Origin of the sequence: Amycolatopsis sp. NPDC051371, assembly GCF_040682155.1 — a bacterium.
GTDB lineage: Bacteria > Actinomycetota > Actinomycetes > Mycobacteriales > Pseudonocardiaceae > Amycolatopsis.
On record NZ_JBFBAG010000066.1, the window covers coordinates 19,627 to 46,198 of the forward strand.

A 26,572-nucleotide genomic window follows, 5' to 3' on the forward strand; every position below is an offset into this window, starting at 1 on the left:
AGACCTTTGGTCCGGGCTACCGAGCCGGGTTCGGGCTCGGCGAGCGCCCTCACTCCAGCGGCCCGAACGTCAACGAACTTGCCGCGCGCGACACCAGCGGTCAAAGCAGTGTGTCGGCGTCCCCGGTGCACAGGATCCGGAGCCTTGCGCCCACGTCGTTTCGGCGACGTGGGCGCAGGGTCAGCCGGCCGGTGTCAGAAAGCTGTCACGGTGGACTGTGCCGAGGGCACCCGCGGCGCCGGGGTGTCTGTCGTGCGGCGGGCGCCGCCGGTGAGGGGCAGGCCGCCGGTCGGGGCGAACATACCCATGGTGAACGTCGAACCCGTTGGCACGGAGGCGATGGGCACGATCGGGAAAGCATTTCCGCCGGCCCGCACCGACGTCGAGATGTAGTCGCCGAACATCCGGCCCTGGCTCGTGTTCGGGATCCACGACAGGTTCATCGGCCCGGCCACCTGAGTGGCGGTGCTCCAGCTGGTGCCGCCGTTGATCGAGGAAATGAATCCGACGTCGAGCCGGCAGGTGGCGGCGGTGCAGTTGGCGTTGGGGTAGAAGTAGTACGTCAGGCCGATCCGGGCGCTGGTGCCGGAGCTCGAGGCGTCGACGCCGATGCCGGGGACGAAGTGGTCGACGGTGCTGGTGGTGGCGTCGATCGGGACCCGCGCCGGGGTGGTCCAGGTCGTGCCGTTGGCGGACTTGCTGAGCACGATGTCGTTGCTGGGGCAGCCGGAGCGGAACCGGCAGTCGGACCAGGCGAGGTAGACGGTGCCGGTGGCGTCGGTTTCGGCGGTGGGCAGGGCTTCTTCACGCAGGCCGCCGGCCGCGTCGTGGTGGCTGATCGTGGCGATTCCGACGGTGGAGCTCCAGCCGGCGCCGCCGTTGGTGGAGCGGAAGCTGCGGATCTGGTCGTTGAGCGACAGGTACGGGACGACGACGGTGCCGCCTGCCTGCACGACCGGCTGGCCGCCGAGCCCGGTGTGCGTGCCGGCGGGGGCGCGGGCGGGTCCCCAGGTGAGGCCGCCGTCGGTGGAGGTCCGCATCCGGATCGAGTCGCCGGAGCTGGTGATGTCGTACTGGGTGTAGCAGTTGCCGAAGAACGGGCTGGTCGCGGTGTTGTCGCAGACGATCCAGTTCTTGTCCAGCGAACCCGTCGCGGTCGTGATGGGGTTGCCGAAGGTCTTGCCGCCGTCGGTGGAGCGGCTGGTGAGCACCGGCTCGCCGGTCGGGCAGTTCACGCCGAGGGAGGAGATCAGCCAGACGTTGTGCTTGGCGTCGAAGGCGACAGCGGCGTCGCTGATCTGGCCGCACGGGCCGCCGGTGTCGGCGGTGGTGCCGGGCAGGAAGCCCTGGGTCCAGGTGGCGCCGCCGTCAGTGGAGGTGGCGAAGCCGATGTCGGAGGAGCCGCCGCCGGAGACCCGCCCGACCTGGAACGCGGAGACGATGGTGGTGCCGAACGCGAAGGTGTCGGGTTCGACCTCGGTTCTGTGCTGGGCCTGGGTGTCGGTGAACGGGTCGGAGCTGACCTGGGTCACGGTGACGTTCGCGGACGCGGACGTCGCGCCGACCAGGAGCCCGCCGACCACGACGGCCGGCAGGACGGCGGCAGTGAGGAGTTTTCGGGAAAGCGGCATGGCGCGTTCACCTTCTCCGTCGAGGTGAGGCAGCGAGGCGGGCAGCGGTGTCGCCGCTGCGGGCGATGACGACTGTCGATCCAGCCACTCGGATTCATCGCGGTAAATCCGCCATGTGGAGGATCCGGTTGATCAACTGTCTCGCTTGGACTGTTATGGGCGATTTCTTGTAATTGTTGACGCTCGGCAAACATTTCGACGGTGCCAGGTGCTCGACCGATCCAGAACATTCGGTGGCAGCTGAACGGGTTACGAGTTGGCCCTGCGCTTACCTTTTCCGCAATGGACAGTCGAGGGATCGGTAACGGTTCGGCGTTTCGGGGCGACGATGCCAGCGGCGGCCAAGGCAGGGCTGATCCCGTGTGGCTGGCCGCGTACCGGATACCCGGTCAAACAAAGGGAGCACGCCCGTGTCGCGTCCCCGCACTATTTCCCTGATCAGTATGACGACCCTCAGCGTCGCCGCGCTCGGCCTGTTCGCCGTGTCCCCGGCCACCGCTCAGCCGTTCGGCTACCACCAGCTCAACCCGGTGCAGCAGCGCCACGTCTCGGGCCTGCTGTCCACCGTCCTCAACGGCGAAGACCCGGCCAACGCCGCCCGCGCGCTGGCCCCGAACCGGGCCACGCCCTCAGCCGCGTCGCCGTGCGCGAACCGGCTCGGCGGAGACGTCAAGGTCAACCAGAACTGCCTGAACCTGACCGACCCGGACCTGCAGGGCCGGGCGCAGGCACAGAACGAGACCTGGGCGGCCGCCGACCCGAACAACCCGGGCCACATCGTGGCCAGCTACAACGACTACCGCCGCGGCGACGGCACCTGCGGCGTCAGCTATTCCCTCGACGGCGCCCGGTCGTGGGCCGACGCGACGACACCGAACGGCTTCAGCCGAGGCGACGACTTCGGTGGCGCAGCAAGGGAATACTGGCAGTCCGGTGGCGACACCTCGGTGGCGTGGGACTCCCGTGGCAACGTCTACCTCTCGTGCCAGGTGTTCAACCGCGGCAATGCCGTATCGCCGAACCCGGACCAGTCCAGCGCGTTCCTGGTGTTCCGCTCGACCGGAACCAACGGCGCTTCCTGGAATTTCACGGGACGTCCCGTCGCCACCCACGACGACACCGCCGGCGCCGCCAACTTCCTGCTCGACAAGCAACTGCTCACCGTGGACGCCAATCCGCGCAGCCCGTTCCGCGACCGGGTGTACGTGTCGTGGACGACTTTCGCCGATGACGGCACGGGCTACATCTACGAGAGCTATTCCGCGGACTACGGCGAGACGTTCTCCGCGCCGGTGCTGGTCAGTGCTGACACCGCGTTGTGCGCCAACGCGCTCGGGTTCCCGACGCCGCGGGGCCGGTGCAACCAGAACCAGGACTCGCAGCCGTTCGTCGGTCCGGACGGCGCGCTGTATGTGGTGTTCAACAACTTCAACAACGCCACCACGAACGCGGCCGACAACCACAACCAGGTCCTGCTGGCCCGCTCGACCGACGGCGGGCAGAGCTTCTCCGCCCCGGTCCTGGTCGGGAACTACAACGAGCTGCCGGACTGCGCGACCTACCAGAACGGCCAGGACCCCGGCCGCGCCTGCGTCCCGGAGAAGGGCCCGTCGACCAACTCGGTGTTCCGCGCGAGCAACTACCCGATCGGCGGAGTCGACCCGCGCCACGCCAACCGGATCCTGGTGACCTACGGGTCCTACCTCAACCGGAACTCCAACGAGAACACCGGCTGCACGCCGACCGGGTTCAACCCCGCGACCGGGATCAACACCTACACCGGGGTGAAGAACGGCGGGTGCAACAACGACATCGTCCTGTCGACGTCGGCGAACGCCGGTGCGTCGTTCACCGGCGGTACCACCGGTGTGCGGCAGTTGCCGGTGGTGACCACCGCCGCCGGCCAGGCCCGGTCCGACCAGTTCTGGCAGGGCGCCGCGTTCACCCCCGACGGCACCTTCGCGGTCAGCTACTACGACCGCCAGTACGGCGCCGACGAGACGACCGGGTTCTCCGACATCACCGTGTCCACCACGGCGGGTGCGGGCTTCGCCCACACCCGTGCGACGTCGGGCAGCATGCCGCCGCCGACGCAGTTCACCGGCACTTTCTACGGCGACTACGCCGGAATCGCGGTCACCGCCCGCACCGCGTACCCGGTCTGGTCGGACACCCGCCCGCCGGACCTGTTCCTGTGCCCGGGTACGGGCGCGCCCGGCGCTCCGCCGGGTACTTGTCAGGCCGGCGCGCCGAACGCGTCGATCGCCAACGACCAGGACACCTACACGACCAGCGTCGGCATCCGCTGACAAGGCCCACCGGGCGTTGACGTGATCTGGGCGTGGAGCTTCCATCGGGTTGCGGTGCACGGCTTCGAGGCCCTGGCCGCCGCCGGTCCGGGGCAGCGCGGCAAGCGACGTCGTCGTGTAGCGGTCACCGTGTCCGGGCGAGCTCACCCGCGGTCAGGACCCGGTTCCACACCTGGACGTCGTCGACGCTGCCCGGCCACAGGTCGCTGTGGTGCCCGCCGGAGACCGCGCGGCCGATCGCCAGCGGGCCGGGGGCGGCGTCCCCGGTGGGCTGGCTCCACGTCTTCGCCTGCGCCACGCCGTCCACGTAGAGGACATACGTGCCGGCGTCGGCGTCGTGCACCCCGACCAGCCGGTACCAGCGACCCGGTTGCGGCGCGACGTCCGACAGGGCGCGGCCTGAACTGGTCGAGAACGCCAGCCGGTCGTCGGCCGCCGAGTACTGGAGGTAGAACCCGCTGCTCGGGTCGCCGTCCTGGCTGACCGCCGTCGCCCAGGAGCCCGTCCGGTCCAACCGGACCCAGGCGCCGACCGAGAAGTTCCCGGTCGTGTCCAAGACGGGGCCGCTCGTTTCCGCGTACTGGCTCGAGCCGTCGAGCTGCAGGGCGGTGCCGGTCACGCCGGGGACCCACCCGGGTGCGCCGGCCAGGGTGGCGTCGTGGGCGCCCGCGGTGTCGTGGGCGACGGTGCCGGTGCCTTCGTCGAGGTTCCAGGCGCCCACCGGGTCCTGCTGGCCCGCCGGGTGGGCGATCTGGAGGTTCTGGCGCTGGTGCGTGCTTTCCGTGCGGCCGCCAGGGCCGCGGTAGGACGCTGTCGCGTTCACGGCGGCGGCACTGCCAGGCTCGGCGCCCGCCGGTGCTGTCAGCGTGTAGGTCCACGTCCGGGACTGGCCGGGCGGGATCGTGGCGGCGGGCCGTCCGGTGGGAGCCGCCGACCAACCGTCCGGCACGGCGAGGCTCACCCGCGGGGAGACGAGCGGGCTCGACGTCGTGTTGCGGACCGTGACGGTCAGCGGGGTGCTGTGGTCGACCGTGACGACGCCGTTGGCGTTGACGGGCCCGACGGCGATCCGGGCGTCCGGGCTCGACGGCGTCCAGGACTGCAACTCGGTGACGCCGACGAACGCGCCGGGCGGGTTGGTGAACACCAGCCGGATCTTGCTGGTGGTGAGGGTCGGGAAGGTGACGCGGTTGACCCCGTTGCCCACCGGGCTCGCCTGGGCCCGGACCTGGCCGGGGATCTCCTGCCAGGCCGAGCCGGCCCAGTACTCCAGGCGATAGGCGGTGGCCGGCTTGACTCCGCCGCCGTCGTCGTAGCCGTGCCAGCGGATGTCGCCGACCGGGGTGGGCGCACCGAAGTCGACGCCGTAGAAGTCGCTCGGGTTCGGCGAACCGTAGTTGGTCCAGCGGGTGTTCTCCGGGACCTCGCTGTACCAGACCTTGCCGTCGAGCGCGTTCCACGGGTTGTCGTGGGGCCAGGTGTACGAGGTGATCGGTTTGGGGTAGCCGGTGCGAAGGGGGTTGGCGGCGTCGTTGACGAGGTCGTCGGACGGGGGGAGGACGGCGCGGCCGACGTCGATGGTCGTGTTCCGCAGGGTCGCCGACTTCTGGACGAGCCGTCCGTCGACGTAGAGCCGCATCCCGGCGCCCTGCCCGTAGTGCTTGCCGTCGCGGTCCCACAGCACGGTGACGTTGTGCCCGTGGTAAGGCACGTTTTCGGCGGCGAAATGCTCCCATGTGGACGGTGTGAGCGGCCGGACCTCGAGGGTGTTCCCGGTTTGCGGACGCAGCCCGATCAGGCCGGACAGGACCAGGTCGGTGTAGGTGGAGTGGTTGTAGTCTTCGCTGTGGCCGGGGCCGTCGTAGATCCACGCGTCCCGGTCCGGATCGTGGGCTTCGGCGACGTAGGGCTTGCCGTCCTTGGTCTGAGTCCGGGCGTAGGTGGCCAACGCGGTGGCGTAGTCCTCTTTGGACACCGTGCGCTGGCCGGGGTAGTCGTCGAGCAGGTTCGCCAGGCCGGTCAGCGTCTGCGAAGTGGCGAAGGGCCAGCTCGGCCCGTCCCAGCGGCAGCAGGAGCCGGCGTCCTTCATGAAGAACGGGCTGCGGCGCTCGGCGGTGGTCGGTCCGTAGGCGCTCGCGAACCCGCTGGGGTCGAGCAGCTGGGACCACGCCGTGCTGTCGGCCGGCTGGGCGGCGCCGAACATCCACGGGAGGTAGCCGATCTGCTCCCGGCTGCCGGACAGCCGGTGGCTCGGGTTGTCGTCGCGGGCCATGGCGTAGTAGAAGCCGCGGTTCGGGTCCCACAGCCACTTCTGCAACGAGGTCTTCAACGCGGCGGCGCGGTGGGAGTATTCGGTGGCGAGCCGGTGGTCGCCGACCGAGTCCGCGATCCGGCTGATCGCGATGGCGTCGCCGTACTGGTAGGAGTTGAGCGTCGGCCGGTACCCGGCACCGCCGTGGTACGGGTTGGGCGACTCGTAGGACGAGGCGGAGAACTCCATGGCGTCCCACACCGGGACCGACCAGTACAAGCCCAGGTCCGGGGTGAACTGCTTGTCCCAGCCGCGGTACTGGCGCACCAGGGCCGGAAGCAGTTCGCGCAGCGGCGCGAAATCGCCGGTGACCTGAGCCTGGCCGTACGCCGAGGTGGCCAGCCAGACGCTGTACTCGTGCGCCCAGTCGGTGGTGTCGGCGTTGACGTCGTCGGTGGCCGGCTTGGCACCCGTGCCGGGACCGGTGAGCCAGAACTTGAGGTAGTCCTGGCTGTAGCCGGGATCGCGCAGCCAGCGGCCTTCGGTCAGCTGGTGCCCGGCGGCCGCGTTGATCGCCTGGTAGGGCGCGGCGTACCCGCAGCAGTCGAGGAACTCCGTCGAGATCCAGCCGTCGACGGGGTTCGTGTACCGCAGGTGCTCCTTGAAGACGCGCCAGCGGTAGTAGTAGACGCTCTGCATCGTGGCGTCGGGCAGATCCACGAACGGGATGTTCGCGTCGTACCAGCCGGGTTCGCTGTAGCCGGCCAGGTAGGAGCTGTGGTCGAGGAAGTGCGTCCCGGCTCCCGTCGCCGGGCGGGCGGTATCTTCGGCCGCGCCGGCGACGCCGGTGAGCGCGACCTGCGCGAGCAGGCCCACCGCGGCCAGCCAGATACTTCCCCAGGACAGTCGCCCGCGCATCGGGTCCTCCACAGGTTTACAACGTTGTAAAACTCAGACTCGACCACTATCGCTCAGAATCACTCAAAAGGGAACACTTCTGATCGCTGCCGAGTACTCGCGCCGCCAACAGGGCGCCGACCGGGGGCGGCGACTCGCAGGACAATGCCTCGTTCGCGGCGCTTCGGCGGGCCGCGGGACGCGGGCCGAAATCGCAAGGTGATCGTCAGGTTCGGCCGCGTGCGGGTGCGGAAGGCTGGCGGTGGCACCGGCGACCGCCGGGCCGTGGTGGAGGGCGGCCGGTGGGGCACGAAGAGCTGATCGATCTGGAGCAGCGGGGCTGGCAGGCGCTCATGGCGACGACGGCGGCCGCCCGGAAGTTCTACGACGGCGTCTTCGACGAGCGGATCGTGGTGCTGCTTTCCGACGTGCCGCCGATCCGGACCCGGGGCGAGGCGCTCGACGCGTTGTGCGGCACGGCCTGGGAGGAGTTCCGGTTGCACGGACTGCGCTGCGTCCAGCTCAGCGAGGGCACCGGCGTGGTGCGCTACAGCATCGCGGCGACGCGCTCGGCGCTGCCGTATTCGGCGCAGGTGAGCAGTGTCTACGCCCGCCGGCGCGACGGCTGGAAGCTCACCTTCCACCAGCGGACCCGCCGCTGAGACGTGCGGCCGCCACCGGCGCGAGGCGGTTCCGGCGAGCCGAGCTGCTGCCGGTGGCGGATCGCAAGGCAATCGTCAGGTCCGGCCGACGATCGGTGCGGGACAGTGGAGTCCGGCGTCGGCGGGTCCGGAGCGGCCGTCGTGAGAGAGGAACGCGTCATGGGTTCGGGGGCGCGGGCCCCGGGGTGCCGCAAGGCTCCGGCCCGGGCGGAAGCGGCGTCATGACGCGGCGGCGAGGCACGATGCTGTGCCTCGTCGCCGTTCGTCGGCAGCGGGGGAAGACGTGATCGGGGAGCCCCGGTGTGTACTCATTCTAAGTGTTGCATACTGCAATAGTGTCTTCAGGTAACAGGGTGTCGGAACGACGGGTCCCGGTTCCGGCTCGGCAGCCGGTCGGGAGGTGGCTGCGGGAGAGCCGGAGTGGCCTGGTCGGCCTCGCCGTGCTCATCGGGGCGGGCGCCGGCCTCGGTGCGGTCGTGTTCCGCTGGCTGATCACCACGTTCACGCACTTGTTCTCCGGGCAGGCCGACTACGCCGACGCGGGGAGGGCGGCGCACCCGTGGTTCCCGGAGCTCGGGCCGTGGTTCCTGCTGCTCGCGCCGGTCGTGGCGGGCCTGGTGTACGGGCCGCTGGTGTACAAGTTCGCGCCCGAGGCCCGCGGGCACGGGGTGCCTGAGGTGATGTACGCGGTCGCCGAGCGCGGCGGCCGGATCCCGGCGCAGGTGAGTGCCGTCAAGGCGCTCGCGTCGGCGTTGACCATCGGCTCCGGTGGGTCGGTCGGCCGGGAGGGGCCGATCGTGCAGATCGGCTCGGCGCTGGGCTCGACCCTGGGGCGGGTCACGCGGCTCCCTGAGTCCCGGTTGCGCGTGCTGGTGGCCTGCGGTGCGGCCGGTGGCATCGCGGCGACCTTCAACGCACCCCTGGCCGGTCCGTTCTTCGCGATGGAGCTGATCCTGCGGGACTTCGCCGCGGAGTCGTTCGGCGCGGTGGTGCTGGCGAGTGTCACCGCCAGTGTGGTGGGCCGGGCGGCGTTCGGGAACACGCCGTTCCTCGACCTCCCGCCCTTCACCCTGCGCAACCCGGTCGAGTACCTGCTCTTCGTCGTGCTCGGGGTGGTCGTAGGCGCGTGCGGGGTGCTGTTCACGAGGGTGCTGTACCGGATCGAGGACTTCTGCGACTGGGTGTGGCGCGGTCCGGAGTGGTTGCGCCCGGCCGTCGGCGGGTTGTTCCTCGGCGCACTCCTGCTGGTGCTGCCCCAGATGTACGGCGTGGGCTATCCGGTGCTGCAGAACGCCGTCGAGGGCAAGTACCTGATCGGGTTCCTCTTGCTGTTGCTGGTGGGGAAGATCGTCGCGACCAGTCTGACGATCGGCATCGGCGGCTCGGGCGGGGTCTTCGCGCCGTCGCTGTTCATCGGGGCGATGGGCGGGACGGCGTTCGGGATCGTCGTGCACGCGTGGCTGCCATCGCTGACCGCCTCGCCCGGCGTGTACGGCCTGATCGGGATGGGCGCGGCGTTCGCGGGGTCGGCGCGGGCGCCGATCACGGCGGTCATCGTGCTGTTCGAGCTGACCGGGCAGTACACGATCATCCTGCCGATGCTCACCGCGATCGTGATTGCGACCGCCACCAGCCGGGCCTTGTCCCGGGACACGATCTACACGTTGAAGCTGCGTCGCCGCGGCGTCAATCTCGATCGCCACCCCCAGGAAAGAAGACTGGCCGCGACGACGGTCGCGGCGGTCATGGAGCCCCTGCCCGAACCGCTGGCCGCCGACACGCCGATCGACCGGGCCGCGCACGCCCTCGCGGTGTCGGGGCACGGAATTCTGCCCGTCGTCGACGCCGAGGGCCGCTACCAGGGCTGCGTCACCGCCCGCGCGGCCGCCGAGGCCCTGGGCGACGACCGCGACGGCACCGTGGACGAGCTGGCCGAGCTGCCGCCGCTGGTGACGGGTGAAACGACGCTCGCCGACGCGCTCACCGCGCTCACGAACGCGCCGGGCACCGGCTTGCCGGTGCTGGCCGGTGACCACCGGCTGGCGGGCTGGCTCACCCACCAGTCGGTGCTCTTCGCCATCACACCGGCCGCGCGACGGGAGTGATGATCAGCCACCCCGGAAGCGTTCGGTCGGCCGGCTACGCCCTCCGCTGGAAGGCGGCCCGGCGGTGGTGACCGTTCAGATCCAGACCGCTTCGGGGGCGACGGCCGAGGCGGGAGGTTCGCCACCGGCCTCGGCGAACGCCGTGAGGACGTCGACCAGGCCGTGCCGGGCCTCGTCCGGCATCCGGGCGACGATCTTCGCGATCTCCTTGCGCCGCCGGGCAGTCACCTGGCGTACCACCTTCGCGCCCTCGCGGGTGAGGGCGAGCACGATTTCGCGACGGGACATCGGGTTGTGCTGCCGGTCGATCATGCCTCCGGTGACGAGGCGGTCGACCATCCGGCTCGCGGTGGAGGGCGTGACCTGCAGGTGCTCCGCGAGATCGGCGTGCTTGAGCGGGCCCCGGGTCTGCAGGACCACCAGCAGCCGGAACTGCGGCAGCGTGATCGTGTCGCCGGCGGCCGCGATCGACCGCGCCGAAACCGCGACCAGCAGGCGGGAAGCGGTCAGTACGGCGTCGGTGACAGCGTCGACGTCCGTCGCGTCGAGGGCGGGAGTGCTGCGAGGCATACCTGCAAGTGTGCCCGACGGGGGCAAGGCCGCGCAGATCAGCCGTCCTACCCGATGTCCGGGGTGGCCGGCCTCCTTCACAGTCCTGGTACCGGAAGCTGCGCGTAGTCGACGTCGCCGGTCTTCTCCAGCAGGTTGATGTGGGTCTTGATGTAGCCGCCCGCGAGGTCCGCGAACGGCCGGACCAGGCTGTTGCGCGTGTCGGCGCGCACCGTGGACACGAGGATCAGCGCTTCGGCGTGGCCCTTCCGCAAGGTGTTGACGTAGTCCCGCTCGAAGGTTTCCCCGAATTCGCCCCGCATGCGGTCGATCCCGGCCTGCATGTCGGGGGCGGGTTCACCCGGCACGGCCAAGCCCATCCGGGTGCTGATGTCGGTGTCGCGGCTCTCGAGGTCCTTGTGCTGGGTGATGATCGTCCGGGCGGCCTCCTGGACGGCGGGTTGGTGGAGCGCTCCTTTCGCCGAACAAGTTCCCGGCGCAAGGTCCCCGAATTTACCAGGAAGCTAACTGTTGTATTAGTAAACAGTTGTGCTAGCATATCTGCTGTCGGCCAGGGCGATCGTACAGGTCGAACGCCCGGAACCTGCTCGTTGACGGTCTTCCACTGCGCCGGCCGGGATGAGAAGAGGCGCACCGATGAAGGTGGCGATCTGCGGGGCCGGCATCACCGGCCTGGCGCTGGCGAACAAGCTCGCCCGCGACGGCGCCGAGGTGGTGGTGCTGGAGCGCGCGCCCGCCCCGCGCGAACAGGGGTACATGATCGACTTCTTCGGCGCGGGGTTCGACGCGGCCGAGGCCATGGGCCTGCTGCCCCGCATCCGGGAGCTGGCCTATCGCGTCGATGAGGCGAGTCTTCTCGACGAGCACGGCCGCCGGCGCGCGGCGATCCGGTACACGACGTTCGCCCGCACCCTCCGGGACCGGTTGTGCGGCATCATGCGCCCGGACCTGGAACGCGCCTTGCGCGAGCAACTGCCGTCCACCGTGGACCTGAGGTTCGGCGCCCCGGTGACCGCGGTCGAGGACCTCGGCGACCGGGTGCGGGCCACCGCGGGGGACACCTCGGTGGAGGCCGACATCCTCTTGGGAGCCGACGGAATCCACTCGGCGGTGCGCCGCCTGGTCTTCGGGGACGACGGCCGCTTCCTGCGCTTCCTCGGCTTCCACACCGCGGCTTTCGTCTTCGCCGATCCCGAGATCCACGCGGCGGTGGGGGACCGGTTCTGCCTGACCGACACCATCGGCAGGCAGATGGGCTTCTACGGGCTGCGCGACGGCAAGGTGGCCGCGTTCGCGGTCCACCGGACCGACGACCCGGCGCAGCCCGGCGACGCCCGGGCGGCGCTGCGGGCCGAGTACGGTTCGCTGGGCTGGCTGGTGCCACGCGCGCTCCGCCGCTGCCCGCCCGCCGAGGCCGTGTACTACGACCAGGTCGCCCAGATCGAGATGCCGGCCTGGCACCGGGGCCGGGTCGCACTCGTCGGCGATTCCGGTTACGCCGTCTCGTTGATCGCCGGGCAGGGCGCGTCCCTCGGCATCGCCGGCGCCTACGCCCTTGGCGAGCAACTCGCCCGCTCGGGGTCGATCGGCGAGGCGTTCGCCGAATACGAACGCCTGCTCCGGCCGGTCGTGATCGAGAAGCAACAGGTCGCGCGGCGGAGCGCCCGCTGGTTCCTGCCGGCGAACCCGACGCAGCTGCGGATCCGCCGCACTGCCCTGCACTTGGCGCGCGTCCCGGTGCTCGACCGCTACGTCGCCGGCGTGCTGGCGGGCAAGCCGACCGCGGTGATCACGAACCTCCACCGTGCCTCGGCCGGCGCCCCGCGATGAACCGGATCACGCGGGTCGGTTCCGCCCGCACGTAGCGGACGGCTCTCGAAGCACTCGGCGCCGAGCGCCGGGTCTTGACCCAGAACGATCGTGCGAGCCGGCGTCGCAGGGACGTCCTGCACGCTGACGCCCGGCGGACGTCAGCCGCCTTCGGCGACCAGGGACTCCAGCACCAGTTCGGGGTTTCCGCGTTGCAGTAGCCGGACGTCCATCTCTTCGCCGAACAGGGCCAGGTCGGCGCCGTCGAGCCGGGTGAGGACCTCGCTGCGCCGGCCGGCGTCGACGAGCGGACGCTGAGCCGGGTCGGCGAGCCGCCGCACGGCGTGGTAGGACAGGTGCTCCAGCCGGATCGGCGAGGTGAACTCGTGCTCCATCCGGTGCGCGGCCACCTCGAACTGCATCGGCCCGACCGCCGCCAGGACGGGTGCGGCGTCACCGCGGCGGTCCGAGCGCAGCACCTGCACGACCCCTTCGGCGCCGAGTTGCTCGACGCCCTTGCGGAACTGCTTCGCCCGGCCCAGATCGGCCGGGCGCGCGACGGCGAAGTGCGCCGGCGCGAAGCTGGGCAGTCCCGGGAACCGCACCGGGGGCTTGTCGGTGTAGAGGGTGTCGCCCACGCGCAGCGCGGTGGCGTTGACCAGGCCCACGACGTCGCCGGGGTATGCGGTGTCCACTGTGGAGCGTTCCTGGCCGAAGATCTGCTGGGCGTACTTGGTCGCGAAGGGCCGCCGGGTGGTGGCGTTGGTGACGACCATCCCGCGTTCGAAGACCCCGGAGCAGATCCGGGCGAACGCCACCTGGTCGCGGTGCGCCGGGTCCATGCCGGTCTGCACCTTGAACACGAACGCCGAGAACGGGGCGTCCAGCGGACGGACGCGGTCCTCGACGTCCCGGCGGGGAGCGGGCTGCGGGGCGACGTCGACGAGCAGGTCCAGCAGCCGCCGGACCCCGAACCCGCGGACCGCGGCGCCGAAGAGCACCGGGGTCGCGGTGGCGGCGGTGAAGCGGGTGACGTCGAACTCGCCGCCGCTGGCCTCCAGCAGCTCCACCTCCTCGCGAGCTCGCGTCCACTCGCGGCCGAGCTCGGTTTCCGCCTCCGCGCGGTCCAGGCGGACGTCCGGCGCGGCGTCACCGGCCGCGGGCACGTATCGGATGAGGTCGCCGCGGTCGACGTCCAGCACGCCTTGGAGGTGCCCGGCGGGGCCGACGGGCCACGTCACCGGCATCGCCGCGAGGCCGATCCGGTCGGCCAGTTCGTCGCACAGTGCGAGGGCGTCGCGGCCGGGCCGGTCCCACTTGTTGACGAACGTGATCACCGGGATCCCGCGGTAGCGGCAGACGTCGAACAGCTTGAGCGTCTGCGGTTCGAGGCCCTTGGCGGCGTCGAGCAGCATGACCGCGGAGTCGACCGCGGAGAGCACCCGGTAGGTGTCCTCGGAGAAGTCGGCGTGCCCGGGGGTGTCGACCAGGTTGATCACCGTGTCGCCGTAGGCGAACTGCAGCGCGGCGGAGGTGATGGAGATCCCGCGGGCGCGTTCCATCTCCATCCAGTCCGAGGTCACGCCGCGCCGGCCGGCCTTGCCGTGCACCGCGCCGGCCGCGGCGATCACCTTCGCGTGCACCGCGAGCGCCTCGGTCAGCGTCGACTTGCCCGCGTCCGGGTGGCTGATGACCGCGAAGGTCCGCCGTCGTCGCGCTTGCCCGGAGACGTCGTCGGTCCGGTGGTGCGTCGTTCGTCCTGCAGTCACACGTCCTCGCAGCGATCAGAAAGCTATCCTTACGCGAGAGTAGTCGAGGGTCGGAATCGCTCGCGACGACGGCACCCGTCGGCCTGGGGCCGGCGACCGTGGGTCATGACGCTCCTGCTCGCGGACATGCACCTGACCGCGGCGGTTCAGGGCAGCAGGGCCAGCTTGCCCGTGGTGGATCGCGCTTCCAGTTCCGTCAGCGCTTTCGGTCCGTCGGCCAGGTCGTAGGTGCTGGGCCGGCCGGGGGAGAGCACTCCGGCGGCGAGGAGGCCGAACAGTTCACCCATGACCTCGCCGAAAACCTGCGGTGCGGCCTGGATCAGGACGCCGATGTTCAAGCCGATGAGGTGGACCTGGTGCCGGTACACCAGGTCCCAGTTCGTGATCGGGGCCTCTCCGCCGGCCAGGCCGTAGACGACCACCCGGCCGGTGACCCGCTTGGCCGCGGCCAAGCTCGCGTCAAGGGTGGCGCCGCCGGCCGACTCCAGCACCAGGTCGGCGCCCGCGCCGCCGGTCAGCCGCCGCACCTCGGCGGCGAGATCGGTGCCGCGGGAGTCGAGGACGTGGTCGGCGCCCAGCGCCCGGACGGCGTCGTGTTTGCCGGGCGAGGCCGTGGCGATCACCGTCGCGCCGTAGTGCTTCGCCATCTTGACCGCGGCCTGGCCGGTGGCGCCGGCCGCGGCGTGGACGAGCACGGTCTGTCCCGCGGTGAGGCCACCCAGCGGCTTCAGCGCGGCCAGCGCGGTCGGCCAGTTGACGACCAGGCCCAGCGCCTGCTCGTCGGCCCAGCCCGCCGGCACCGGCAGCGCGGCGGCCGCGGGCAGCACCACGTACTCGGCGAACGCCCCGCCGGTGATGCCGACGCCGATGACGTGGGAGCCGGGCTCCGGCCCGGTCACCCCCTCCCCGAGGGCGGCGACCTCGCCGGCACCTTCGATACCGGCGATGTACGGCGGCTGTGGCCCACCGGCGAATGTGCCACGGGCCTGCGAGAGGTCGACGAAGTTGACGCCGGCGGCGGCGACCCGGACCAGGACCTCGCCCGGGCCCGGCCGGGGGACCGGCGCGTCGGTGACCAGGCGCAGGTCCCGCGGGCCGTTGAGGGACGTCTGCCGCAGGGCACGCATCGTGGCGGGAAGGCTCATGAAGATCGGCTCCCAGGTTGTTTATCGAACGACCAACAAACCGTGTCACGGGCGATGACGCCGGTCAAGGTAAACTTGGTCGAACGACCAACAAGTCCGGGAGGATGCTGGATGGCCACTCGCGGCAGGCCGCGCACCTTCGACCCGGACACCGCGCTGCGTCAGGCGCTCGACCTGTTCTGGGAGCGCGGCTACGAGGGGACGTCGCTCAACGACCTGGCCCAGGCCATGGGCATCGCCTCGGCCAGCATCTACGCCTGCTTCGGCAGCAAGGAAGACCTGTTCCGCCAGGTCATGGCGCTCTACGGCACAACGTCGGGCGAACCGCCGAGGCGCGCGCTGCGTGCGGAGCCGACCGCTCGCGCCGCGATCCACGCGATGCTGCGCGCCACCGCCGACCAGATCACCGGCCCCGGCACGCCGCACTACTGCATGCTCATCCTCGCCGCGCCCACCGGCGCCGTGGAAAACCACGAGGTGCGCGAGTTCCTGGCCGACCTCCGGCGCGACATGCGCACCACGATCGAGGACCGGCTCGCCCGCGGCGTGACCGACGGCGACCTCGCCGCGTCGCCAGCCGGCCTCGAGGCCATCTCGCGCTACTACGCCACGGTGGTGCAGGGCCTTTCCATCCAAGCCCGCGACGGCGCCACCCGCGCCGAGCTGGAAACGGTCATCACCTGTGCGATGGCCGCCTGGGAAGCGCTCACGTCCGAGCCGGAAGTGTTCGTGGCAGCCCGAAGTGGGGCGCGGTCGCGGTGTCGAAACGGGTGAACTCGCTGATCCGGTCGCCGGCCAAGCCGACGACGATGACCCCCGCGAGGTGCAAGCCGCCGGTGACGCGGTCGCCGACGTACTCGCCCCAGGCGGGCTGACGGTTCGCCCCGACGGGCACCATGCGGTCGATCCGGCTCAGGTGAACGCTGATCGCGCTGAAGAACCGGTGCACCGCCTCGCTCCCGCGGTACTCGAACGGCAGCGGCGGCATCCGCACCCAGACGTCGTCGGTCATGAGCGCGATGAGTGCGTCGATGTCCAGCTCGGTGAACGCCGCGACGAAGCGGTCGAGCAGGGCTCGCTCCCCGGGCCCACCGGTCGGGGACGGCTCCGGAGACCGTGACGCGTTCATCGTCGCGCGGGCACGCTTGAGGGCGCTGGTGACCGCGTCCTCGGTGAGGCCCAGCAGTTCGGCGGTCTCCTTGGCCCGGTAGCCCAGCACGTCACGCAGCAGGAGCACCGCGCGCTGGTTCGGCGGCAGCAGCTGGACGGCGGTGACGAAAGCGAGCGAGATCGCTTCGCGGGACTCGTAGCGGGCCTCGGGCCCCGGCGCCTGATCGGAGACGTCCTCCAGCAGCGCGTCGGGATAGGGCTGCAGCCACAGCACCTCGCCCAGGCGCGTCGGCTCCGGCAGCGGCACGGCCGCCGTCCGGTTCACCGGTTGCCGCCCGGACGACCGCAGCAGGTTGAGGCAGCGGTTGGTGGCGATGCGGTACAGCCAGGTCCGCAGGGACGAGCGCCCCTCGAAGCCGGCCAGGCCGAGCCACGCGGCCAGGAACGTCTCCTGGAGCGCGTCTTCGGCGTCCTGGAGCGAGCCCAGCATGCGATAGCAGTGCACGTGCAGTTCAGCGCGGTGCGGCGCGACCAGGGCGGTGAACGCGTCCCGGTCTCCGGCGCGCGCCCGCTGGAGCAGTTCCGCCGACATCAGGCACCTCCGTTCGGATCTTCTCCCGGTATCGACACCGGCGGCGCCGCGAACTGGGCGCTGGCGGCGCGCCCAGTTCCGGACCGGCCCAGTGTCTGCCCTTTCCGAACCGCCCATGAAGGGCGGCCGGATGTTCAGGAGAACGGAATGACAATCGCCGACAGAGCGGTTCTGGTCACCGGGGCCAACCGCGGCCTCGGTCGTGCCCTGGTCGAGGAAGCTTTGCAGCGCGGCGCGAAGCGGGTGTATGCCGGGATGCGCACGCCGTCGCCGCACCCCGATGAGCGCGTCACGCCCGTGAGGCTCGACGTGACCAGCGCGGCGCAGATCCAGGCCGCGGTCGAGAGCATCGGCCCTCTCGACGTCCTGATCAACAACGCCGGGGTGTCTCTGCCCGACGACCTCACCGACCCTGCCGCACTCGACCAGCACCTCGCGGTGAACCTGTTCGGCACCTACGGCGTGACCCGGGCGTTCCTGCCCGCGCTGACGCGTTCCCGGGGAGCCATCGTCAACGTGCTGTCGCTCGCGGCGCTCGCCACCGTCCCGATCACCCCGTCCTACGCGATCTCGAAGGCGGCGGCGTTCTCGCTGTCCCAGTCCCTGCGGGTCCTGCTGGCCGGCCGGGGCGTGACCGTGCACGTCGCCCTGCCCGGGCCCGTGGACACCGACATGATCCGGGACTGGGACATCCCGAAGACCGCTCCGGAGTCCGTCGCGCGAGCCATTCTCGACGGGGTGCAGCAAGGCGAGGAGGAGATCTTCCCCGATCCGCTGTCGGCTCAGGTCGCGGAGAGCTGGCGCGGTGGAGCGGTGAAGGCGCTCGAACGCCAGAACGCGGCACTCCTGCAAACGGTGCCCGCCGATGGCGAACGAGGTGTCGCGTGATGGACACCAGCGTGTTGCTGCCGAAGAAGAACGCGATCGTCTACGGCGCCGGCGGAGCTGTCGGGAGCGCGATCGCCCGGACGTTCGCCGCCGAGGGCGCGCGGGTCTTCCTCGCGGGGCGCACCGCCGGCACGCTGCGGCTGGTGGCGGACGAGATCCGGGCCGCGGGCGGTTCCGCCGAGGTCGCCACGGTGGACGTGCTGGACGAGGACGCCGTCGAAGCCCACGCCGATGCGGTGGCCGAGACGGCCGGTTCGCTCGACATCTCCATCAACGCGACCAGCCTTCCCCAGAAAGGCATCCAGGGCACCAGGCTCGTCGACCTGTCGCCGGACGGCTTCGCGTTGCCGATGGGCACCTATCCCATGGCGAACTTCCTGACCGCCCGGGCCGCCGCACGGCGCATGTCCGGCCAGGGAGCGGGCGTGATCCTGACGATCACCGCGAGTCCGTCCCGGACGGCTGTCCCGTTGATGGGCGGCATGGCTCCGGCGTGGGCCGCGATCGAAGCGCTGTCGCGGGGCCTGGCCGCCGAACTCGGACCACAGGGCGTCCGGGTCGTCTGCCTGAACGCGGCGGGCATGCCGGAAACGCCGCAGCTGACCGAGGTGTACGGGCTGCACGGCGCCGCCTACGGCATCGGCCGGGACGCGTTCCACGACCGGATGGCGAGTCTGACGTTGCGCAAGCGGCTGCCGACGGTCGCGGAGGTCGCCGACGTGGCCGCCTTCGTCGCGTCGGACCGCGCCGGCGCGATGACCGGGGCGGTCGCCAACCTCACCGGCGGCTTGATCGCCGACTGAGCACCCGGGGGAAGGCTGTCCGGACAGCCTTCCCCCGGGTAGGTGGTCGCCTCAGCGGTGTTTCCGTGCCATCCACTGCCAGACGTGGGTGCCGTGGACGCTCGGGTCGTTGCGGGCCACGTAGATCCACGACCAGTGGCCGGGGAACTGGTGGCCGTTCCGGATGACGTGGTCGTAGAGCGTCAGTTCGGAGTGCGGGATGAGTTCGTGCGCGTGGACGGAGTTGGCCTGCGGGTCGACCGTGTCGTCGTCGCGCGAGGCGACCAGCCAGGTCGGGGTGCTGATCGCGGTCAGCTCGGCGTCGGGGATCAGCGGCGGGTCGCCCTCCTCTCGGGCGGTGACGACTCCGCAGATCGGGACCGACGCGGCGAACGTGGTGGGGTAGACGGTGGTCATCTCGAGGCTCATGTAGCCGCCGTTGCTGCAGCCGACGACGTAGACGCGTCGGGCATCGATGGGCCGCGTGCGGAGCAGGTCCCGGATGATTTCGTGGATGAGCGGGGCGAAGCGGGGACCGTCGTCCATCCAGGCGGACGTGCTTTGCGGGGCCACCACATAAGCGTCGTCGAAGATCGCTTGCGCTTCCCGGGTGGCGAAGCCCAGCGCGCCGCGGTTGGCGCGCAAGGTGGTCTCGTTGTCGTAGTAGTCGTCAGGCAGGGAAGCGCCTTCACCGCCGCCGTGGAGCCAGACGATCAAGGGCCGCAGGCCGTGTCGTGACGCGGGGGAGTACAGCCGGTACTTCATTCCGGAGCGCGAGGTGTGGTAGCTGAAGGCGTCGACTTCGGGGTTGGTCAGCCGGCCTTGCACGAACCGGGTGAAGGTGACCGGGCGACCGTGCCGCTGCCGGACGGGGGCGTTCTGCGTGACGGTGTAGACGAGGTGGAGCCGGACGTTGCGGCCTTTGCTGTTGATGTAGCCGAGGGTGCCGCCGCCGGTCTGGCCTTCGCCGTGGCTCAGCTCGAGCACGATGTTCCCGCGGCGGTCGAGCCGCGCGGCCGTGACGGGCCGGTCGAGGTCGTAGCCGATGTCTTGGCCGCCGGTGTCGATCGGACTGGTGGCCTTGACGTGCACGCTGAAGGTGGTGGTGGTCAGGCTCGCCGGGTCGATCGGGCCGGTCCGGGAGGTGTCGAGGGTGAGCGAGGTGACTTGTTCTCCGCCGTCGAGTGTTTCGGCGTCGAGGACGAAGCCGACGCTGCCGGCCCCGCCGGCGTGGGCGACGCCCGGCAACGTCAGGCCGGCGGTGAGGCCCGCGCCGGTGACCAGAATGGTGCGGCGACTGAACACCTTGTCCATGCGAACTCCTTGTGGTGGGTCTCCGTTCGGAACAGTCAGGTGGAGCCGGTGGAGCGTCATGCGGACGACCGAGCGCGCCGCCGTCGATCCGAGCGGCGCGTGAGGGGATGGTGGTGTGAACCATCTTCGATCATGCCCCGGCTCGTTGTCCACGCCTCTGCGTCGACACCGACACCCCTAGCCGGCTGGACGCCGGGGCAGGGCGATGGTGCGATCTCGCCAACGCCGGGCTGCGTGCTGCTGCAGCCCGCGGGACGACGGCGGTGATCGGACCAAAAAGGACGGTCGCCCGGGCTGAGCGGTGCAGGCACGTCGGGATGGCCTGCGATAGCGCGAGGCCGTCCGAGGAGCCGAAGCCCGAGTGGCAATCGTACGAAAACGCTGCAAAACACCCATCCGGCCGCTAGCCTGGCTGATTCGGGTGCTACCGAACTTCAGGGGGAAATCGTGGACCTGGTTGTGGACATGCCGGAGCTGCGCAGGTTCGGCACGGGCGTGCTCGGCGGCGACGGCCTCGGTGACGGGGGCGGGGTGATCGACTACCTGCAGGTGCAGCACAGTCTTCTCCGCGACATCGCCGTCGAATCGGAGCAGGGCGCGTTGAAGGGCGGATGGGGCAAGACCGGACAGTTCCAGGAGGGCTTGCTCCGGTTCGCCCACGAATTCGCGCTCAAGATGACGGACTTCGTCAACGAGGAGGGCGAATTCGTCGAGTTCCTCAGCGGGCTGCGCGATCGGATGCTCCAGTCCGCCCAAGCGTACGAAGGAGCCGAGGCGCAGAACGTCCAGACCTTCGATTCGATCGCCAAGACGCTGAACCCGGAGTAGGGGAACCGACATGGCCCAACGGTGGTACACGGAAGACGACGGCGGCCCGGTCGCCGATCTCGATCCGGTTTTTCGCCATGGTTACGCACCGGCCCTGCACGGCATGCTCAAGGCGTTGAGCGTCGTCGACCAGCACGGGCCGCCGTGGGGGCCGAGGTGGGCACAGTACGAGGACCCGATCTACGACCCGACGGAACTGCGCTCGGCCACCAACGACGTCGCGGTCTCGGTTGCGTACTGCACTCTCCACCCGATCATGCAGGGGTCCGTCCACGGCGACGGCAGCCGGGACCTCAGCGTCGCCGAGTTCTTCAGCCACGCGGAAATCCTCAGCGGGCAGGACGTCGGCACGGTCAAGGGCTACGCCGACCGCGACCACCCCGAAGCGCTCGCCATCCAGGACGGCGGTTGGATCGAGCGAGCGGGAAACGCGCTCGAGAACACCCGCGCCTCCGGACGCGCGTTGACCGAGTACGGCCTCCTCGAACCACTGCAGGTGGGCAACGGGTGGTGGGCCCAGCACTGGAGCGGGCCACCCGGTTCGGTGCCCCACGAAGCGCAGGCGCGGTGTTCGACCATCAACGAGTGGTACGAGAACTTCCGTGCGTCATCGCTCACGGTGCTGGCGGAGTCGCTCACCCGGTTCGGCGCGATCATCCACGGCGCCCGGTTCAACCTGAACAGCCTGATGGGCGCGTGCGTGGACCAGCTCGAAAAGTTCGACGCCGAAGGCGACGGCGCTGTCGGCCTGTCCACCGGGTGGAAGACCTACCGCGGAATCGTCGACCTGGTGACCGCCGGTCCGATGGTCCCGTTCGTGATCGCCGACAAGATGGTCGAAGTGCTCAGCGACAACGGCAACAAGGATCTCGATCCCGGCGGGTTCTACGGCACGCTCTACAGTTTTCTCCAGCAGGCCGACGAGTTGATGCACCGCACGACCGACGAGGTCGACGCGCTCATCGACGAGATGCGGAAGAAGTTCATCGTCGCGGACAAAGACCTGGGTGCGCCGTCCTGGACGGGGACGGCGCCGGAGATCGCCTGAGCGGGCAGGTTCAGAAGCGAGCGGCGACGGCAGATCACGTCCCGGCTGACCGGGCTGATGGAGGCAGTGCCGGCTTGCCGGGCTGGTAGAGCCAGGTGTGGAAGAACGAGTCGAGGTCGCGGTTGGTCAGTCGCTCGACGAACTGGATGAATTGCCGCGTCGAGACATTTCCGTATCGGTGAGCCGTCGGCCACAGCGTGAGCACCTCGAAGAAGGCGCGGTCGCCGATCTTCGTGCGCAGCGCCTGCAGTGTCATCGCGCCGCGGTTGTAGACCAGATCGTCGAAGATGCGATCACGTCCGGGGTCGGCGACTTCGCCGCTCCAGTCCTTCTCGTCGGCGTAGGCCTTCGCGAAGGTCTGTTGCACGGGGACGTTGTTGAATTTCTCCTGGTAGAGCCATTCCGAGTAGGTCGCGAAGCCTTCGTTGAGCCAGATGTCCGACCAGTGCACCGGAGTGAGGCTGTCGCCGAACCACTGGTGGCCGAGTTCGTGGGCGAGCAGGTCGCCGTCGACGTCGCTGGTGCTCTGGTCGTAGACCGGCCGGCTCTGTGTCTCGAGGGCGTAGCCGACGCCGACGTCGGCGAGGATGCCGCCGGTCGAGTCGAACGGGTACTGCCCGTACATCGAGGATTCCCATTGGATGATCTGTGCCGTGGTCTGGTTGAACACCTTGCCCTGACCGGGCTTGGTGTCGATCGACTTGCCGATCGCGGTGATGTTCGGCAGGCCACCGGCCGCCACGCCGCGGGTGACGTCGTAGTCGCCGATCGCGATCATGCTCAGCTCGCTGGCCATCGGCCGGTTCATGGACCAGCGGAAGGTGGTCTGGTGATCGTGCGTGGTGGTGGGCCCGGGTTCGCCGTTGGCCAGCACGGTGAGTCCGGTCGGCACGGTGATGGTCTGGGTGTAGGTCGCTTTGTCGTTGGTGGTGTCGTTCACCGGGTAATAGGTCGCCGCGCCGATCGGCTGGTTGAGTGCGACCGCGCCGTCTTTCGTGGTGACCCAGCCGGAGACGCCCAGCGCGGGGTCGTCGATCTTCTGCGGGACGCCGGCGTAGGTCACCGAGACGACGAACGCGCTGCCCTTCCGCAGACCGTACGGCGGGGTGATCACCAGCTCCTGGGCGCCGCTGCGGGTGAATTCGGCGTTCAGGCCGTTCACCGAGAGCCTGCTGATCGTCAACGGTCCCTGGAAGTCCAGGTCGAAGCGGGAGAGATCCTGGGTGGCCGTGGCGAGAATCGTCGTGGTCGCGTTGATCGCTTTGGTTTGGGGGCTGAACGCCAGGCGGATGTCGTAGTGGCTGACGTCGTAGCCGCCGTTGCCCATGTCGGGGAAATACGGATCCCCGGCGCCTGGCGCACCGGGGGAGTACCGCGGTGGTCGTGCCGGCGCCGCATCCGCTGCCGGGCTCGTCGCGGCCAGCAGACCGGCGGACAGCGCGCAAGAGATGATCACCAAGTGGCCACGGCTACGGTGGGCGCTTCGCATGGGTCCTCCTCGGCCAGCATCGACGCTGAAGAGTAGGACCGATCCGACGCGCGGATCAACCCTGCTGCGGCGCGTTCGTCGTTCTCAGTGGACTCTTCGCGTACCCGCTCAGATCGGTCGACGGCGCACCCGATAGCGCAGGTGAAGCACCCGGTTGCCCTGAATCGCCACGTCAGGATCCTCCAACAGGTGCTGCGCGTGGACCGACCCGAAGTAGCGCTTGCCGGACCCGAACACGACGGGTACGACGTCCATGCGCACCTCGTCGACCAGGCCCGCGGCCAGCACCTGGCCACCGACGTCGCCGGCGGCGACCTCGACCAGGCGGTCACCCGCGAGCTCCTGCGCCTTGGCCACGGCTGCCTCGACGCCGTCGACGAAGTGGAACGGCGCCTCGGGGTCCCAGCCCTCGGGCTCCGGCCGGTGCGTCACGACGACCACGTGGTCGATCCCGCCCGGAGGCTTCCCGTCCCAGCCGTCCGTCATGTCGAAGACGTGACGGCCGACCACTGTCGCCCCGATCCGGTCCCAGTACGGCCGGGTGTAGTCGTAGGAGGTCTGCGACACCTTCAGCTCGCCGCTCTCGTCCAACGGGACGTCACCGCCGGCCAGCCAGTCGAACAGCGGTCCGGGCTGGTCGTTCTCGTCCGCGACGAAGCCGTCCACCGACACCGAGCTGTACATGACCACCTTGCCCACGGGGCTCTCCTCTGCTTCGGGGTGCCCCGAAATTAGCGTGTCGTGAGCTGTGGCTCTTGTAAGAAATCAATCGGCCGGCAGCGGCCAGCCGTCCATCGCGTGGCCGGGATGTTCCCGCAGGAACCGCCGCCGGACTTCGATGTACCGGGTCGGCGTGAGCCCGGTGAACGCCCGGAACTCGTGACCGAAGTGGGCCTGGTCGAAGTAGCCCGCGCCACCGGCGAGGCCGCCCCAGTCGATCGGTCCGGCGGGGTCGATCGCGAACACGGTGGCGGCGAAGCGGTGGGTGCGGGCCAGCCGCTTCGGCGTGACGCCGATGAGCTCCTTGAACCGCTGTGCCAGATGAGTGCTGCTGACACCGGCTGCCGCGCTGAGGTCGCCGATCGCCACCGCCCCGCCGGTCGCCGCGATGACGCTGCTCGTATGGCGGACCAGCCCGAGGCCGGCGGTCTCGCACAGCCGTCGCATCAGCTCCTCTTCGAGCAGCGTCAGCATCTCGTGCGGTCCGTCCGCTGTGGCCAGCCGGTCTCGCAGCTCGGCAACGGCGGGCCGGCCCCAGACCTGCTCGACCGTCACCGGCCGGTCACACAGCTCGGCCGCGGGCATCGGCAGGAACGGCGCCGGCCCCCACGGCTTGAAGTGCACGCCGACGGACCGGGTCGGGAGTGGGTAGCCGAACTCCAACGCGTGGGTGGGCGTGGTGACCACGCAGCCGTCGGCGTACTCGGCCGTCTCGAGGTCGGTGCCGGCGCGGATGCGGAACGGCGCCCCGAGGTTGACGATGAGGAACGCCGCCGGCATCGGCGGCAGCGTCAGCCGGGCGTACGGCGGCGCACCCGCCAGGTAGTAGATGTCGTCGATCAACCCGTCCAGCGGCGGTCGCGGCACTCTGGACACGTACTCCACGTGCACAGCATCGCCGACGTCCCGGACGGGCGCCCGGCCGAGTCGCAAGTGGATCGGAAACGCGATAGCGGGCACAGCGTGCGGCGTAGGCTTTCGGGTATGCGGATCGGCGAACTGTCCAAGCGCACGGGCGTGAGTTCGCGCTCACTGCGGTACTACGAAGAGCAGGGTTTGCTGACCAGTTCACGCTCCGACGCCGGGCAGCGGCACTATTCCGACGCTGTGGTCGAGCGCGTGTCGCTCATCCGGCAGTTGTTCGACGCGGGCTTGTCCAGCCGGGTGATCGCGTCGGTGCTGCCGTGCGTCGAGACCCCCGGCGACGCGGGCGTCGTCGAGCAGGCGTTCGTGACGATGACCAGCGAGCGCGACCGGATCGACGCTGAGATCGCGCGCCTGGTCGAGGCCCGTGACGCGCTCGACGTGGTGCTCGAAGCCAATCGGCGACACCAGGCGGATCTGACGACCCGGGCGGCCTGACGCTGTGACCCGCGCCTCAGCCGGTTGCCCCTGACACCGGTGTGAGCGGTGAGGATGGCCGCAACGCCCGGAAGCACCGGGCCGGTCATCCGGAAGGCGGCGGAAAATGGGGCAGGCGTGGGGTTTCAGCAGGTTCGGCGGACCCGAGGTGCAGGAGTTCTTCGAGCGTCCCGATCCGGTCCCCGGTCGCGGTGAGGTGCTGATCCGGGTTCACGTCGCCGGCGTGAACCCCCTTGACCACCTCCTGCGCGCGGGGCTGGTCCCCGGGCTCGACGGCGGGCGCCCGTTCCCCCGCGTGCTGGGCATGGAAGCGGCGGGGACCGTGCTCGCCCTCGGCGAAGACGTCGACGGGCTCGAGGTGGGGGACGCGGTCTTCGGCTTCGCGCTCACCGGTGGCGGCACCTACGCCGAGACGACGGTGCTGTCCGCGGCGAACACCGCGCGCACCCCGGTGGGGTTGTCCCCGACCGTGGCGTCGACGCTGCCGGTGGCCGGGACGACCGCGGTGGACGCGCTGGACCAGCTCGGCCTTCCGGCCGGTGCCACGATCCTGGTCAACGGGGTGGGCGGTGGGGTCGGCCTCGCGGTCGCCCGGCTGGCCGCGGCGCGCGAGCTGCGGGTGATCGGTACCGGCAGCGCCGCCAAGCGTGAGCAGGCCGAAGCGATCGGAGTGCGGTTCGTCGACTACACCGCCGAGGACGTCGTCGCCGCGGCCGGCGAGCTGGTTCCGGCGGGCTTCGACGGGATCGTCGACCTGGTCGGCGGCGCCTCGCTGCGGACGGTCGCCCCGCTGGCACGCGATCCCCGCACCGTCATCGCGGTGGGCGATCAGTCCGTGTCCGAGCTGGGTGGCCGTTTCGTCGAGCGCCGTCTGGACCGCGAGAACCTGGCGCGCTCCGCCCGGCTGGCGCTCGACGGGATCCTCGCGCCGGTGATCACCGCGGTCCACCCGCTCTCCGACGCACCGGCCGCCTTGGCCACGGTCGAGAACGGCCACGCTTCGGGCAAGGTCATCATCAAGGTGACGTGAGCTCGGCCGGCCGGCCGACGCTGAGCGTGGGGCGAAAGCCTGACCGCGTGGAATCGGGCAATAGCTGTGGCGGGGTTGAGTTTCGGAGCCTGCCCTGCTGCCGGGCCTCACGTTTTGCGAGACTCGAGTGCTCGGGAACGCTTCATCGGCGTTACGGCCCACATCGCCGTCCGGGTCAGCGAGACGTGCGTGTGATAGCTGCCGTCTTCGGCCGCGAAGTCATTCATGTGAGCACTTCGCATCTCGCCGACGTCACGAACC

Annotated in this window: 21 protein-coding genes and 1 pseudogene; 11 read left to right on the forward strand and 11 right to left on the reverse strand. The window is 70.3% G+C overall.

Annotated elements, in window-relative coordinates; translation table 11 throughout:
• Positions 1-194: 194 nt before the first annotated feature.
• Entirely contained in the window at positions 195-1,631 is a 1,437-nt protein-coding gene (locus AB0M59_RS47925) for a sialidase family protein (RefSeq protein WP_364629190.1), read from the reverse strand.
• 443 nt (positions 1,632-2,074) lie between these two features.
• Between AB0M59_RS47925 and AB0M59_RS47930 the strand changes: the two genes are divergently transcribed.
• The gene (locus tag AB0M59_RS47930; RefSeq protein WP_364629193.1) at positions 2,075-3,940 is read left to right on the forward strand and encodes a sialidase family protein; all 1,866 of its coding nucleotides are present in this window, start codon (positions 2,075-2,077) and stop codon (positions 3,938-3,940) included.
• Positions 3,941-4,064: 124 nt separating this feature from the next.
• On the opposite strand, the gene AB0M59_RS47935 is transcribed toward AB0M59_RS47930, so the two are convergent.
• On the reverse strand, positions 4,065-7,109 hold the full coding sequence (locus AB0M59_RS47935; protein WP_364629195.1) for a LamG-like jellyroll fold domain-containing protein: 3,045 nt from the start codon (positions 7,107-7,109) through the stop codon (positions 4,065-4,067).
• Positions 7,110-7,390: 281 nt separating this feature from the next.
• Between AB0M59_RS47935 and AB0M59_RS47940 the strand changes: the two genes are divergently transcribed.
• Positions 7,391-7,750 (forward strand): nuclear transport factor 2 family protein, encoded by a 360-nt coding sequence (locus AB0M59_RS47940; RefSeq protein WP_364629198.1) that lies wholly within the window; start codon positions 7,391-7,393, stop codon positions 7,748-7,750.
• Between the two features lie 353 nt (positions 7,751-8,103).
• Positions 8,104-9,855, forward strand: coding sequence for a chloride channel protein (locus AB0M59_RS47945; protein ID WP_364629201.1), 1,752 nt, complete (start codon positions 8,104-8,106; stop codon positions 9,853-9,855).
• Between the two features lie 75 nt (positions 9,856-9,930).
• Here AB0M59_RS47945 and AB0M59_RS47950 read toward each other — a convergent pair whose 3' ends face one another.
• Positions 9,931-10,425 carry a MarR family transcriptional regulator gene (locus AB0M59_RS47950; RefSeq protein WP_364629204.1) on the reverse strand — a complete coding sequence of 165 codons (495 nt, stop codon included), beginning with the start codon at positions 10,423-10,425 and terminating at the stop codon, positions 9,931-9,933.
• A gap of 77 nt (positions 10,426-10,502) precedes the next feature.
• Positions 10,503-10,859: pseudogene (locus AB0M59_RS47955) on the reverse strand (DUF4142 domain-containing protein); the annotation flags it as partial.
• 202 nt (positions 10,860-11,061) lie between these two features.
• On the opposite strand from AB0M59_RS47955, the gene AB0M59_RS47960 reads away from it, so the two are divergent.
• Positions 11,062-12,255: an FAD-dependent oxidoreductase gene (locus AB0M59_RS47960; RefSeq protein ID WP_364629207.1), complete on the forward strand. Its 1,194-nt coding sequence runs from the start codon at positions 11,062-11,064 to the stop codon at positions 12,253-12,255.
• 140 nt (positions 12,256-12,395) lie between these two features.
• On the opposite strand, the gene AB0M59_RS47965 is transcribed toward AB0M59_RS47960, so the two are convergent.
• Positions 12,396-14,003, reverse strand: a complete 1,608-nt coding sequence (locus AB0M59_RS47965) for a peptide chain release factor 3 (RefSeq protein WP_364629210.1) — start codon at positions 14,001-14,003, stop codon at positions 12,396-12,398.
• Between the two features lie 146 nt (positions 14,004-14,149).
• Complete coding sequence (locus AB0M59_RS47970; protein WP_364629213.1) at positions 14,150-15,148, reverse strand: NADPH:quinone oxidoreductase family protein; 999 nt, start codon at positions 15,146-15,148, stop codon at positions 14,150-14,152.
• Positions 15,149-15,259: 111 nt separating this feature from the next.
• Here AB0M59_RS47970 and AB0M59_RS47975 point away from each other — a divergent pair, with 111 nt between their 5' ends.
• Positions 15,260-15,922 carry a TetR/AcrR family transcriptional regulator gene (locus tag AB0M59_RS47975; protein WP_364629216.1) on the forward strand — a complete coding sequence of 221 codons (663 nt, stop codon included), beginning with the start codon at positions 15,260-15,262 and terminating at the stop codon, positions 15,920-15,922.
• On the opposite strand, the gene AB0M59_RS47980 is transcribed toward AB0M59_RS47975, so the two are convergent.
• Positions 15,855-16,850, reverse strand: coding sequence for a sigma-70 family RNA polymerase sigma factor (locus AB0M59_RS47980; protein WP_364629218.1), 996 nt, complete (start codon positions 16,848-16,850; stop codon positions 15,855-15,857). The genes AB0M59_RS47975 and AB0M59_RS47980 overlap by 68 nt on opposite strands.
• A 147-nt stretch (positions 16,851-16,997) precedes the next feature.
• On the opposite strand from AB0M59_RS47980, the gene AB0M59_RS47985 reads away from it, so the two are divergent.
• Both AB0M59_RS47985 and AB0M59_RS47990 read left to right on the forward strand, forming a co-directional pair.
• The gene (locus AB0M59_RS47985; RefSeq protein WP_364629221.1) at positions 16,998-17,738 is read left to right on the forward strand and encodes an SDR family NAD(P)-dependent oxidoreductase; all 741 of its coding nucleotides are present in this window, start codon (positions 16,998-17,000) and stop codon (positions 17,736-17,738) included.
• Positions 17,738-18,541, forward strand: coding sequence for an SDR family oxidoreductase (locus tag AB0M59_RS47990; protein ID WP_364629223.1), 804 nt, complete (start codon positions 17,738-17,740; stop codon positions 18,539-18,541). The genes AB0M59_RS47985 and AB0M59_RS47990 overlap by 1 nt, the downstream gene beginning before the upstream one ends.
• Positions 18,542-18,592: 51 nt before the next feature.
• On the opposite strand, the gene AB0M59_RS47995 is transcribed toward AB0M59_RS47990, so the two are convergent.
• Positions 18,593-19,834: a PHB depolymerase family esterase gene (locus AB0M59_RS47995; RefSeq protein ID WP_364629226.1), complete on the reverse strand. Its 1,242-nt coding sequence runs from the start codon at positions 19,832-19,834 to the stop codon at positions 18,593-18,595.
• Between the two features lie 447 nt (positions 19,835-20,281).
• On the opposite strand from AB0M59_RS47995, the gene AB0M59_RS48000 reads away from it, so the two are divergent.
• Together AB0M59_RS48000 and AB0M59_RS48005 are read left to right on the forward strand one after the other, a co-directional pair.
• On the forward strand, positions 20,282-20,662 hold the full coding sequence (locus AB0M59_RS48000) for a hypothetical protein (protein ID WP_364629229.1): 381 nt from the start codon (positions 20,282-20,284) through the stop codon (positions 20,660-20,662).
• A 10-nt stretch (positions 20,663-20,672) separates the two neighbouring features.
• Positions 20,673-21,710, forward strand: coding sequence for a hypothetical protein (locus tag AB0M59_RS48005; protein ID WP_364629232.1), 1,038 nt, complete (start codon positions 20,673-20,675; stop codon positions 21,708-21,710).
• A 34-nt stretch (positions 21,711-21,744) separates the two neighbouring features.
• On the opposite strand, the gene AB0M59_RS48010 is transcribed toward AB0M59_RS48005, so the two are convergent.
• The 3 genes from AB0M59_RS48010 to AB0M59_RS48020 form a co-directional block, all read right to left on the reverse strand.
• Positions 21,745-23,199: a M1 family metallopeptidase gene (locus tag AB0M59_RS48010; RefSeq protein ID WP_364629235.1), complete on the reverse strand. Its 1,455-nt coding sequence runs from the start codon at positions 23,197-23,199 to the stop codon at positions 21,745-21,747.
• Between the two features lie 108 nt (positions 23,200-23,307).
• Entirely contained in the window at positions 23,308-23,898 is a 591-nt protein-coding gene (locus tag AB0M59_RS48015; RefSeq protein WP_364629238.1) for a dihydrofolate reductase family protein, read from the reverse strand.
• Between the two features lie 66 nt (positions 23,899-23,964).
• Entirely contained in the window at positions 23,965-24,786 is an 822-nt protein-coding gene (locus AB0M59_RS48020; RefSeq protein WP_364629262.1) for a helix-turn-helix domain-containing protein, read from the reverse strand.
• Positions 24,787-24,903: 117 nt separating this feature from the next.
• Here AB0M59_RS48020 and AB0M59_RS48025 point away from each other — a divergent pair, with 117 nt between their 5' ends.
• The gene (locus AB0M59_RS48025; RefSeq protein WP_364629241.1) at positions 24,904-25,281 is read left to right on the forward strand and encodes a MerR family transcriptional regulator; all 378 of its coding nucleotides are present in this window, start codon (positions 24,904-24,906) and stop codon (positions 25,279-25,281) included.
• Positions 25,282-25,387: 106 nt separating this feature from the next.
• Complete coding sequence (locus AB0M59_RS48030; RefSeq protein WP_364629244.1) at positions 25,388-26,311, forward strand: NADP-dependent oxidoreductase; 924 nt, start codon at positions 25,388-25,390, stop codon at positions 26,309-26,311.
• Positions 26,312-26,572 lie beyond the last annotated feature (261 nt).